This is a genomic window from Vibrio sp. DNB22_10_4 (genome assembly GCF_052879755.1).
Genome location: NZ_JBNNXW010000003.1, coordinates 246,932 through 259,652, shown reverse-complemented (window position 1 = coordinate 259,652; position 12,721 = coordinate 246,932). Strand labels below are relative to the sequence as shown.

The 12,721-nt window shown below is 45.8% G+C and carries 11 protein-coding genes; 9 read left to right on the top strand and 2 right to left on the bottom strand.

Annotated features, from left to right (window positions below):
• Positions 1–25: 25 nt before the first annotated feature.
• On the top strand, positions 26–451 hold the full coding sequence (locus ACVA6Q_RS12080; RefSeq protein ID WP_446647670.1) for a DUF3995 domain-containing protein: 426 nt from the start codon (positions 26–28) through the stop codon (positions 449–451).
• Positions 452–525: 74 nt separating this feature from the next.
• On the opposite strand, the gene glpK is transcribed toward ACVA6Q_RS12080, so the two are convergent.
• Together glpK and ACVA6Q_RS12070 are read right to left on the bottom strand one after the other, a co-directional pair.
• Complete coding sequence (glpK, locus tag ACVA6Q_RS12075) at positions 526–2,046, bottom strand: glycerol kinase GlpK (protein WP_446647771.1); 1,521 nt, start codon at positions 2,044–2,046, stop codon at positions 526–528.
• Between the two features lie 52 nt (positions 2,047–2,098).
• On the bottom strand, positions 2,099–2,959 hold the full coding sequence (locus ACVA6Q_RS12070; protein ID WP_042498305.1) for an MIP/aquaporin family protein: 861 nt from the start codon (positions 2,957–2,959) through the stop codon (positions 2,099–2,101).
• Positions 2,960–3,275: 316 nt separating this feature from the next.
• Here ACVA6Q_RS12070 and ACVA6Q_RS12065 point away from each other — a divergent pair, with 316 nt between their 5' ends.
• The 8 genes from ACVA6Q_RS12065 (at position 3,276) to ACVA6Q_RS12030 (ending at position 12,721) form a co-directional block, all read left to right on the top strand.
• Positions 3,276–4,037: a DeoR/GlpR family transcriptional regulator gene (locus ACVA6Q_RS12065; RefSeq protein WP_353498533.1), complete on the top strand. Its 762-nt coding sequence runs from the start codon at positions 3,276–3,278 to the stop codon at positions 4,035–4,037.
• A gap of 215 nt (positions 4,038–4,252) precedes the next feature.
• Positions 4,253–5,935 carry an anaerobic glycerol-3-phosphate dehydrogenase subunit A gene (gene glpA, locus ACVA6Q_RS12060; protein WP_446647669.1) on the top strand — a complete coding sequence of 561 codons (1,683 nt, stop codon included), beginning with the start codon at positions 4,253–4,255 and terminating at the stop codon, positions 5,933–5,935.
• Entirely contained in the window at positions 5,932–7,314 is a 1,383-nt protein-coding gene (gene glpB / locus ACVA6Q_RS12055) for a glycerol-3-phosphate dehydrogenase subunit GlpB (RefSeq protein WP_446647668.1), read from the top strand. The genes glpA and glpB overlap by 4 nt, the downstream gene beginning before the upstream one ends.
• Positions 7,311–8,564, top strand: coding sequence for an anaerobic glycerol-3-phosphate dehydrogenase subunit GlpC (gene glpC / locus ACVA6Q_RS12050; RefSeq protein WP_446647667.1), 1,254 nt, complete (start codon positions 7,311–7,313; stop codon positions 8,562–8,564). Before glpB ends, glpC begins: the two co-directional genes overlap by 4 nt.
• Before the next feature lie 373 nt (positions 8,565–8,937).
• Positions 8,938–9,444 carry a hypothetical protein gene (locus tag ACVA6Q_RS12045; RefSeq protein ID WP_446647666.1) on the top strand — a complete coding sequence of 169 codons (507 nt, stop codon included), beginning with the start codon at positions 8,938–8,940 and terminating at the stop codon, positions 9,442–9,444.
• Entirely contained in the window at positions 9,428–10,438 is a 1,011-nt protein-coding gene (locus ACVA6Q_RS12040) for an ABC transporter substrate-binding protein (protein ID WP_446647665.1), read from the top strand. Before ACVA6Q_RS12045 ends, ACVA6Q_RS12040 begins: the two co-directional genes overlap by 17 nt.
• Positions 10,439–10,565: 127 nt before the next feature.
• A complete protein-coding gene (locus ACVA6Q_RS12035) occupies positions 10,566–11,459 on the top strand; it encodes an ABC transporter permease (protein ID WP_418641506.1) in 894 nt (297 codons plus the stop codon).
• A complete protein-coding gene (locus ACVA6Q_RS12030; protein ID WP_446647664.1) occupies positions 11,459–12,721 on the top strand; it encodes a quaternary amine ABC transporter ATP-binding protein in 1,263 nt (420 codons plus the stop codon). Before ACVA6Q_RS12035 ends, ACVA6Q_RS12030 begins: the two co-directional genes overlap by 1 nt.

Below are 12,721 nucleotides of genomic sequence, written 5' to 3'. Positions count from 1 at the left end.
AGGTATTTGAAATTGGAGAGGTATCATGCAGTCGCTCGTAGCTTTATCGATGTTTTCGATTCTATCGATTATCGCGTTGGTTCACGTGTATTGGGCGTTTGGGGGTAAAAAGGGCGTTCAATTGGCGATCCCCAAATTAGAAGGAAGTAATGCGTTTACGCCGGGCGCAGGGGTGACATTTTTAGTGGCGATTTGCCTTTCGCTGTTTGCCTCACTGTCTTTAGGGTTAATAGAGTTAGTATTCATCGAACCTGAGCTGCTCGAGTATGTTCAGTGGGCAGGTATTGTTGTCGGAACGATTTTTATTTTAAGAGCGATAGGCGACTTTAACTTGGTTGGCTTTACCAAAAAAAACAAACAGGGTGATTTTGCCGTGCTTGATAGTGTGCTCTATTCACCGCTGTGTTTATTGCTTGGCTCGGGCTACTTCTATCTGGTCTGGTGTGGATAGACGTAATAGTGAACAAACGAAAAGAGCGCACCGAGGTAGTTACACTTCGAATGCGCTCCGATGACTAATCGTGACTATTTTTCAGCTTGAGTAAACTCAGACCAGCTCAATACGCCTTGCACTGCACGTTTCCAGCCGCTATAACGAGTATCACGTTTTTCAGCATCACCTGACGGAATAAAGGTACGGTCGATTTCTGCTTTGCCTGATACTTCTTCTAATCCACTCCAGAATCCGACGGCAATGCCGGCGAGGTAAGCTGCACCGAGCGCAGTGACTTCCACCACTTTTGGTCTATGAACTTCTGTGTTGAGCAGATCCGCTTGGAACTGCATCAAGAAGTTGTTCGCAACTGCACCGCCGTCTACACGTAAAGAGGCGAGCTCAATGCCGGAGTCAGCTTGCATGGCATCAATCACGTCACGGCTTTGATAAGCAATACTTTCCAATGTCGCTCGGATGATATGATTCGCTCCTGTCCCGCGCGTCATACCAATAATGGTACCGCGTGCGTAAGCATCCCAGTACGGTGCGCCAAGGCCAGTGAAGGCTGGAACCACATACACGCCATTACTCGACTCTACTTTGTTCGCAAAGTACTCAGAGTCTTTCGCATCACTCAATAGCTTCATTTCATCGCGTAGCCACTGAATAGATGCACCACCCATAAATACAGAGCCTTCAAGCGCATAAGCAAGATCGCCTTTCGGGCCGCATGCGATGGTCGTTAGCAAAGAGTTTTTAGAATTAATTTTCTCTTTACCGGTATTCATCAGCATAAAGCACCCTGTGCCGTAGGTGTTTTTCGCTTGTCCTGGTTCTACACACATTTGGCCGAATAGCGCTGCTTGTTGATCACCTGCAATACCCGCAATAGGGATACGTGTACCGCCTTTACCACCAATGTTGGTTTGGCCGTAAACTTCTGAAGATGGTTTCACTTCTGGCATCATAGAAAGTGGAATATCAAACTCTTTGAGAATGCGTTCGTCCCACTCAAGCGTATTGATATTGAAAAGCATGGTACGTGATGCGTTGGTGAAGTCAGTCACGTGGACGCGGCCTTGAGTCATCTTCCAAACTAGCCATGTGTCTACAGTACCAAACATTAGCTTACCTTCTTCAGCAAGGTCGCGTGCACCTTCGACGTTATCGAGGATCCATTTAACTTTCGTGCCTGAGAAGTATGGGTCGAGTACCAGACCTGTGTTCTCACGAACATATTCTTCAAGGCCGTCGCGTTGTTTAAGTTCTTGACAGATTTCTGCTGTGCGGCGACATTGCCAGACAATGGCGTTGTAGACTGGCGCACCCGTTTCTTTGTTCCAAACGATGGTCGTTTCACGTTGGTTGGTAATGCCGATAGCGGCGACTTCATCGGAAGTGATGCCCTTTTGGCCAAGTGCTTCAATCAGAGTGGAGCTCTGCGTGGCATAGATCTCTAGCGGATCATGCTCAACCCATCCAGCTTCTGGATAGATTTGAGTAAATTCTCTTTGGGCGACACTGACAATATTAGCGTCATGGTCAAGTACGACCGTTCGTGAGCTGGTGGTGCCTTGATCAAGAGCGACGATGTATTTCTTAGTCATAATAGTGTCCTTTTGATTTCGTTGTAATTATCTGTAGGGGATAGAGTTAACTCAATTAAACGTGTGCTTCCGTGTCGTTGACTTCAGCTTCTTCCTCACACTGAGCCGGGCTAGTACAACCGCCAGCAGCAGGAAGATAAGCGCCAATCACTTTTGGATATAGCCAGCCGCCAAATAGGCCGCCTGCGATAGTGGCAAAAATTGGAACAATGAAATAAGGGATGTCTTTCGCTCCCGTCAGTGCGTAATCCCAACCAGCAAAGTAAGCAAATAGCTTAGGACCGAAGTCACGTGCTGGGTTCATCGCAAAGCCGGTCAGTGCGCCGAGCGAGCCGCCAATCGTGGCAACAAGTAAACCGATCAATAGTGGCACCATCGCACCGCGAGATTCGCCGCCGTTGTTGCTGTCTCCAAACGCCAAAATGCCGAACATTAGAACTGCTGTGATGGTAAATTCCACCGCTGCTGCGCCTAAGAAGGACAGAGAAGCGTGAGGGTAGGTAGAGAAAATACCTGCTGTTGCGAGTGCTTCAGGTGTATCTCGTGCCACGCCGTTGGCAAGTTCCCAGTCGACAAACAAGTTGCTGAACAGTCCATATACCAACGCCGCAGCGCAGAATGCACCTGCAACTTGCGATGCTATATAAGGTAGTACCTTATGCTTTTCAAACCCGTGGAACGCAGCAAGAGCAATGGTCACCGCTGGATTGATGTGAGCACCAGAAACACCTGCGGTGCAGTACACAGCAAGCGCTACGGCTAAGCCCCATACGATACTCACTTCCCATTGGCCGAACTCAGCACCGGTTAACACTAACGCCGCAACGCAGCCGACACCCCAAAATATAAGCAAGCCAGTACCAATAAACTCTGCGATACACTGGCCGAGTAGCGCAGGATCTTTTTTTATACTCATAGTTCTTTCCTTGGTCTTGTTTCATATGCATATCAAATGTGCGCTGGGATTGTAGCTGATTAGACCAGTTAGAAATTCGGCTTAGATCTCATATGTGCGTACGAAAGTTAAAAATGTTCGTATTATGTTCATAATTGTTATCCAAAGCACATTTTATGTTCGTTTAGGTTATTTTTCGCGAAATAGAGCAGAGCTTCGTTTGCTTTAGCTGTAATCGAAGACAGTAATGGACAGATTTGGTGTAGCGACTATTTAAAACCTTACCAATACCAAGTAAACTCGAGGTTCACCATGGTTTTAACGCGAGGGAGTGTGGTTGAAAGCGATAAAAAGACATCAGGAAATCATTGAATTGGTGACCACGCATGGCTACGTCAGCACGGAAGATTTGGTTGAAAAGTTTCATGTGAGTCCACAGACGATTCGTCGAGACTTAAACGAATTGGCGGATGCGAACAAAATCAAACGTAATCACGGTGGGGCAACCATTGTGACCAGCTCTGAAAATTCGTCCTACCAAAGCCGCAAAGTCTCCAGTCAGGCAGAGAAAGAGCGGATTGCTGCGCAGCTCGTCAAACACATACCGAATGGTGCCACACTGTTTATTGATATCGGTACCACGCCAGAGGCCATTGCTAAAGCGCTATTGGTTGAACACAGTGACTTGCGTATTGTGACCAACAATATCAACGTTGCATCGATGTTGATGCACAAAGAAAGCTTCCGTGTCATCTTAGCAGGAGGTGAAGTTCGTGGTCGCGATGGCGGCGTCACAGGAGAGTCGACCATTGATTTCGTGGCTCAGTTTAGACTCGATTTTGGTATATTAGGTATTAGTGGCATTGATTATGATGGCTCACTATTGGATTTCGATTACCATGAAGTTCGAGTAAAACGCGCGATCATTGAAAACAGTCGGAGCGTTTTGTTGGGAGTCGACCACAGTAAGTTTGGTCGTAATGCGATGGTGAAACTGGGTGGTATCGAAGAAGTCGACTTGGTCATCTCTGATATGAAACCACCAAAAGAGATCTGCAATGTTCTGAAAGATAATGAGATTAACGTCGAGATTGCTTAGCGTCTGATAACGAGTCGTGACTTGAGAGACCAGCCTTTATGGCTGGTTTTTTTGTATCTGTGTTTTGTAGTCATGGCATTTATCAAAATTAAAGGTTTTTACCGAAACCAAATTGCGCGATTAAATGCTCGAACGAACATTTGTGAGCAAAATCCCGAAACTTATTGAGTTTTAATGCCACACTAATTGTGCGTTAATTCAATGGGTGGGATGCAATGAAAGCAATAGCTCGATATCAAACAGAGGTGATCGTCATAGGAGGCGGTGCAACAGGATCTGGCATTATGCGGGACTGCGCATTGCGGGGTATTGATTGTATCTTGCTCGAGCGAGATGACTTGGCCTCTGGTACAACTGGCAGAAATCATGGTTTATTGCATTCTGGTGCGCGTTACGCTGTCACTGATCCTGATTCTGCAATGGAGTGTATTGCTGAAAATCGCATCTTAAAGTCCATTGCCTCACACTGTATTGAAGACACTGGTGGTATGTTCATCACGCTTCCAGAAGATGAGCTCTCCTTTCAAGACGAGTTCGTTGCAGCGTGCGATGTTGCCGGAATCGAAACCGAGCGAATGACAACCCAAGAAGCGTTACTGTTTGAGCCTAACGCCAATCCAGCAATGCTCGGCGCGATTAAAGTACCAGACGGCACCATTGACCCATTTAGATTGTGTGCTTCAAACGTACTCGATGCCAAAGAGAGAGGCGCTAGGCTATTTAGCCATTGTGTTGTGACATCTCTCATCCGAGAAGGGGATAGAGTCATTGGTGTTAATGCTTTCAATACACGCACTCAGTTACCGTTTGAGGTGTTTGGGCAAGAGGTCATCAATGCTGCTGGTATTTGGGGACAGACAATATGTGAGTATGCGGATCTCAGCGTAAAAATGTTCCCAGCTAAAGGATCTCTTCTGATACTCGACTACCGCATCAATAACCGAGTCATCAATCGTTGCCGCAAACCGGCGGATGCCGATATTTTGGTACCTGGCGACACCATTTCTCTCATCGGAACCACATCCGAACATATCGATTACGACCAAATAGACGATCTTCGAGTGAGTGCCGATGAAGTCGACATTCTACTGGAAGAAGGTGCAAAGCTTGCGCCAATTATGAGCCAAAGCCGGGTGCTACGTGCTTATGCGGGTGTCAGACCTTTAGTTTCACTCAGTGAAGACACTAGCGGGCGTAATATCAGCCGCGGCATCGTTCTTGTTGATCACGCGGAGTTTGACGGCCTGCATGGTTTTACCACTATTACTGGCGGCAAGCTAATGACGTATAGGCTCATGGCGCAAATGGCAACCGACAGCGTCGCGAAAAAGCTTGGCAACACCAATCCTTGCATCACGCACACCACACCTTTGCCTGGCTCTTATAGTGTCCCAACTCCTGCTAAGAAAACCGCAAGTATCGCGAAGCCTGTTTATCACTCTGCGATTGATCGACATGGAGAGCGGGCACTGGCGTTTTTATCTGATGATAAAGCCAGCCAGTCTGTGATTTGTGAGTGTGAGATGGTCACTGCAGGTGAAATTGAATACGCGGTAAAAGCGTTGGATGTGCATAACCTCGTCGATTTACGTCGAAGAACAAGGTTGGGAATGGGGCCATGTCAGGGCGAAATGTGCAGCTATCGAGCAGCCAGTCTATTGGCGGACTACGGTAACTTTTCGGGGTACGAAGTTGGAGAGATGCTGCATGACTTTCTTGAAGAGCGCTGGAAGGGCACCAAACCTGTACTTTGGGGCGATGCTCTGCGGGAGGCGGAATTTAGCTACTGGATATATCAAGGCTTATTTGGCGCCGGGGATTTTGAGCTCAAACAAGATGATGTGAATCACTGCGAAACGAAACAAGAGACAGATAAGGAAGTGGAGGTTGAGCAATGATTGATTATGATGTGGTTGTCATTGGTGGCGGCCTTGCAGGGTACAGCAGCGCTTTAAGATGCATTGAGCGTGGACTCAAAACAGCCGTGGTTTCTCATGGTCAAAGTGCAATGCATTTTTCATCTGGCTCTATCGATGTGCTGAGTCATTCGCCAATAACTGGTGAAGCAGTGAGCAATCCTTTTAATGAAATTGCTGAGCTTGCTAAGACTTCGTCTTTACATCCTTACGCAAAGTTAGGTGAGAAACGGGTCTTCGAGTCACTCAACTGGTTTCAACAGTTGATGAGCAAACATGGGCTGCCTTTGAAACATCAAGATTCATTGGATAATCACTATCGAATCAGCAGCCTAGGCACACTAAAGTCCACATGGTTATCTCAACCTTATGTATGGCAACTTGATCAGAAATTTGCAGCACTCAATCAGATTGAACGAGTAATCCTAGTCTCGATTGAAGGTTTCCGAGATTTCCAGCCGGAGATTGCCAAAGCCAAATTGGCGAGTTTACCAATGTTCGCTGACAAAGAGCTGCTCACAGTAAAAATCACGCTTGATACATCAGGTATAGCTCAAAGAAATTGCCACGAATTTCGTTCTATTGATGTGTCTCGGCTGCTGCGTCAAGAGGCTGACTTTAAGAACTTTTGTTCCCAGCTTAGGCAAGTTGCCACGCCGAACGATTTGGTACTGATGCCTTCAATCCTTGGCAATGGAGATGGCTTGGTACTGATGGAAAAACTGGCCTCTGAAACACATCTGAAGTTTCATGAAGTGCCCACTATGCCGCCGTCCCTTTTGGGTATTCGAATCGAAGACACGTTAAGACGAGCATTTATTGAAGCGGGTGGTGCACTTCATGTTGGCGACGAGGTGACGCACGGTGTGTTTAAGCAAAAAGGTGACCAGCTTTCGCTTGCGTGTTTGTATACCCGAAAAATGCGAACGGTACCTATTAATACGAAGCATGTGGTGCTGGCATCTGGGAGCTTCTTTAGCAAAGGTCTGAAAGCGGAGCATCATAAGGTGAGCGAGCCTATCTTTGATTTGGATATTGAAGACATCGGTGGGCGGGAATCATGGTATTCAAAGCACTTTTTCTCACACAAATCCCATCCATTTATGAACTTTGGTGTGTCAACTAATGGGGAATTCAAGCCCCTTAAAGCGCATCAGTGCATAGACAATGTCTATTGTGCAGGTTCTATTCTTGCTCATTATGATCCTATTGCTCATGGCTGTGGCGGGGGCGTGGCAATAAGCACTGGTTTCCATGTCGCTGATGCTATCGCTGAAAGCGAAGAGTCAGCTTGTTACTCACACAAATTAAGCCACTCACAGCAGCATAATCAATCACCAAAGAAAGGAGCGCTAGTATGACTGCCGTACGCCCAGCTGAACTAATCGCCGTCGCTAGCCTTCATGGTGATGAGCAAACGAAAACCTTTGAGAACTGCATTAAGTGCACGGTGTGTACCGTCTATTGTCCGGTCGCAAAAGCCAATCCTGAATACCCTGGGCCCAAACAATGTGGCCCTGATGGAGAGCGTTTGAGACTGAAAAGCCCAGAGTTTTTTGATGATGTACTTAAGCTCTGTACTAACTGCAAGCGCTGTGAAACTGCTTGTCCCTCTGGGGTTCGTATTGGCGACATTATTGCTGTTGCGCGTGGAAAGCATGGACGCAAACCGCTGAGTCTGACAACGGCAAGGGATTTCGTTCTGAGCCATACTGATCTGTTTGGTAGCTTAGCCACGCCGTTTGCCCCTATTGTGAATAAGCTTACCGAGCAAAGCCTCGTGAAAAAGGCCATGCACCATACGATTCAGGTGCATGATCATAAGTCTTTACCTAAGTATTCACATGGTACCTTCCGTCGTTGGTACAAAAAACACGTCGCCGATCAAAGCCAATATCGGCGTCAAATCAGCTATTTTCATGGCTGCTACGTTAACTATAACGATCATAGCGTGGGCCAAAACTTTATCCGTGTTATGAACGCGATGAACATTGGTGTCCAGTTATTAGAGCGAGAGAAGTGCTGTGGAGTGCCCCTGATTGCCAACGGTTTTCACGCCAAAGCAAAGAAAAACGCAGAGCTTAATGTGAGTCAGTTGGAGAAAGCGTTAGAGAGCCGCTCTGAGTCGGTGATCTCAACGTCGTCGACCTGTGCGTTTACCTTACAAGAAGAGTATCCCCATGTACTCGATGTCGATAACCAGAAGGTTGCTGACAAAGTACATCTGTTTAACCGCTTTATGCTCGGTGAGTGGCGTGAGGGCAACATACCAAAAATGAAGCCACTGAATAAGCGTATTGTTTATCACACACCTTGCCACTTGGAGCGTAGCGGTGACCATATCTTTACTATTGAGCTTCTAAAAATGATCCCAGGTCTAGAAGTGCAAGTGCTAGATAGTGAGTGCTGCGGTTTGGCCGGAACTTATGGTTACAAGCGAGAAAACTACGATGTATCAATGAAGATAGGTCACGGCTTATTTGAGCAAATTGATCACTCACAGGCCGATTTGGCGGTTTCTGATTGCGAAACTTGTCGTTGGCAAATTGAAGAGAATACTGGGTTATCTTGTGTACATCCTTTGAGTCTCATTGTGGAAGCACTTGAATGATGAAAATATGCTTAGTGTAGGGTGCATCTATCCGTAAGGTTTGGTGAAATAGGCAGATTAAAGGTTAGTGTTCTAATTATTATTATGAGCTTGATTAAGCAGCTAGCATATTGAAAGCTGTTTGCCAATTGTTGTTTTTATTATCAAAAACTTAAAAATATTTGCATGGGTAATATCTATACACATGTTATTTGTAAGGATTTTCTTTAATTTCAGTTAGTTACCTATTGTTGTGCGAGGGAGATCGCATGTCTAAATCATCAATTTATTGATGTTTTCCAGTTGTTAACAGAATGCTATACCTTGAAATTGACGCCAGCTTTACTTAGAGTGCTAAACGTTACATTACAAAGGACTTTAAGGGCAACTCGACATGGATCCCATTCTGGAAGTTAAGGGACTGTATAAAGTGTTTGGGGGAAACTCGAAGAGAGCGTTCTCATTCACCGACATAGAAGTTGAAAAGTGGAACGTCACGAAGCAGTGTGTAGGTCTTGCTCGTGAACTTTCATCCAACCCTGCTATTCCATTCATGGGCGGGGCTTTTTCGGCTCACTACTCTCTTAATCCAATCGAAATGCAAAACGAATCGACTTGTCTGTACCTGATTCACTTGAACAATGACGATGTATTGCAAGCTGGTTGTCCTGATGACATTCTTCACAATCCTATCAACGGCTATGTAGAAGCCTTTCTTAAAGGTGTTCATGCTGTGAGCCTTCTGTTCATCAATATCATCGCACGCAACATAGGCATTGCTATCGCTAGGGTGATTGATTCAAGCTGCAAACAGAGTGTCAGTGAATTTTGTAATAATAACCTACTGTTCATACACTTATTGACAACCCCATATGGAAATCATTATGAAAAACTTAACTAGGACGTTATTGTTTTCGTCTCTTCTTGCTGCAAGTTCCCTTCAAACCGCTTCTGCTAACGAATGCGGTGAAGTGACTATCGCAGACATGAACTGGAACTCTGCAACTCTTATTGCGAACGTAGACAAGTTCATACTTCAACACGGCTTCGATTGTGAAGCAGAACTCGTCCCAGGTGATACTCAACCGACGGGTGCGTCTATGATCTCAAAAGGTCAGCCAGATATTGCACCAGAGTTTTGGAGTAACTCAATGCGTGAAGCCTTGGATATGGGTGTCAAAGACGGTCAAATCCAATACGCAGGTACAACCTTAACGGATGGCGGTGAAGAAGGATTTTGGGTACCAGAATATATGGTCGCTAAAGACCCATCATTGGCAACAATTGAAGGTGTTCTAGCTAACGCGAAGATGTTTAAGCACCCAGAAGACCCAAGCAAATCGGCGTTTTACTCTTGTCCAGCTGGCTGGAACTGTCAAATCTCTGCGGGCAACCTAGTTACTGCACTCGGTATGGAAGAAAAAGGATTTGAGGTCATCGATCCAGGGTCAGGTGCGGGTCTTTCGGGTTCAATTGCAAAAGCATATGAGCGCGAAGAAGCATGGTTTGGTTATTACTGGGCACCAACAGCGGTTCTTGGTAAATACAAAATGGTCAAAGTCGACTTCGGTAGCGGTGTTGATGAGACGATGTTTAAAGAGTGTATTACTCAAGAAACGTGCCTAGAGCCTAAAGCAACTATGTATCCACCATCAATTGTGGAAACGGTGGTTACTACTGACTTCGCTAAGCGCTCACCACAGGCAATGGCGTATTTTGCCAAGCGTGAGTTTACCAACGCACAAATGAACGGTCTTTTGGCTTGGATGGAAGACGAACAAGCGGATGGCGAATACGCTGTCGAACACTTTATGAAAGAGTACAAATCAACTTGGTCTGCATGGTTAACACCAGATGTTGCAGCAAAAGTACAAAAAGCAGTAGATGAACTATAGACCGAACTGGTAGTAAAAGGGGCTAGACGAATAGCCCCTTATTATTTGATACAAGCTCGCTATTTCAGAGGCGAACACAAGGCAGCACTTATTGCTGTTTCTGGCAGAAGTAATCAAGGAGTAACAGATGTCTAATGCCACGTGGTTGAGTGAAATACCTCAATTAGACCGCAAACAACTATTAGAAATAAGAAAAACCTTAGACGGTGCCTATCGAGATTTTTCTCGAGAATACGGCGACACGATCGAATCTCTATTCGACCCATTATTAAGCTTCTTGATTTGGTTTGAGAAGTTACTGCTTTCTAGTCCTTGGTGGCTAATTATTGGTATTCTAGTTGGACTTGCTTATGTTGCGAGTCGATCTTGGAAACTCAGTGCCTCTGTTGGTATCGCTTTCTTTGCTATCGGCTTTTTCGGTATGTGGGACAATACGATGCGAACCATGAGCATCATTTTAGTCTCGACCATGCTCGCGATTGCGCTCGGTATCCCAACGGGTATCCTCATGGCTCAGTCCAAAAAAGCCAGAGCCATCATTACTCCCATACTTGACGTGATGCAGACCATGCCCGCGTTCGTGTATTTGATTCCTGTGGTCATGTTACTCGGTATAGGCAAAATCCCTGGCGTTATTGCCGTAGTGATTTACGCTATTCCGCCCGTTATACGCTTGACGGATTTAGGGATACGACTCGTCGACAAAGAAGTACTAGAGGCTGCCACTGCATATGGTGCTAGTCCCATGCAGCGTCTTTTCGGAGTTCAAGTACCGTTGGCAATGCCTAACATTATGGCCGGGATCAACCAAACCATTATGATGGCACTTGCGATGGTTGTAATTGCATCGATGATCGGTGTAAAAGGTTTGGGGCAACCGGTTCTAAAATCCATCACCAACCAATATTTCACGCTAGGTTTGCTCAATGGCCTTGCTATTGTGGCGCTTGCCATTATTTTTGACCGTGTTTCACAAAGTTATGCAAAACGTACCCAAGCTCACTTAGGAGGTAGAGAATAATGTCTACTACTCAACCTCAGCCAATGATTCAAATTAAGAATTTGTATAAGATTTTTGGCCCTAAAGATAAGTCCTATCTTCAAGCTGTTAAAGATGGCGAATCCAAAGATGATCTTCTAGCGCGTACAGCTCATACCCTTGGCCTCAAAGACATCAACCTGGATATCTATCCAGGAGAAATTTTTGTGATTATGGGTCTATCTGGCTCAGGAAAATCCACTCTTATTCGACATTTCAATCGTCTCATTGACCCAAGTGAAGGGGAGATTATTGTTGATGGGTCTGATGTCATGAAGCTTTCTGATAAAGATTTGCGTGATTTCAGGCGCCATAAAATGTCCATGGTATTCCAGCGCTTTGGCTTACTCCCGCATAAAACGGTGATTGATAACGTCGCATATGGATTACAAATCCAAGGGATGAGTAAAACAGAGCGATTTGAAAAAGCTAAGTCGTGGATCAAAACCGTTGGCCTAGAAGGCTATGAGGCGCAGTACCCGAGTCAGCTATCTGGCGGACAACAGCAACGTGTTGGCCTCGCTCGCGCGCTGTGTACCGACGCAGAGATCCTGTTGATGGATGAAGCTTTCTCTGCACTTGACCCTCTTATTCGTAGTGAAATGCAAGATCAGTTGATTGAGCTTCAGGAAAAGCTCCATAAAACCATCATTTTCATTACCCATGATTTAGATGAAGCGCTTCGCATTGGTGACCGCATCGCCATTTTGCGAGACGGTGTTGTTGTCCAACAAGACAAGCCCGTCGATATCCTGCTCAACCCAGCAGATGATTATGTAGAGGCGTTTGTTAAAGACGTAAACCGAGCCCGAGCACTGACGGTTGAAACTGTTATGCAGCCTCCTGTACTTCGTATTACAGCGGAAACACTGGGTGAAGCTATTAGCCAGATGCGAAAATCGTCAGAAGACTATGGTTACGTTGTTAATGATGACGGATACCAAGGTGTCATTACTCAAGAAACGTTAGAGCAAGTAAACAAAAACGATTATCACAAAGAGATATCGGAAGACTTGCTAGATGATGTACCTGCCGTTCAAAGCGATGCTCTGCTTGAAGAGGTGATTCCAGAAACACTCGACAGTGACCACCCACTTCCTGTTGTCGATGATAACGGTGACCTGCAGGGCCATTTATCTAAGTCGACGCTTGCAGAAGTACTAAGTGATAACGCAACGAGTGAGCCTTCAGATAGCAATGACTCAACGGTCGATGAGCGCGTAACCGATAAAGGGGCAGCGTAG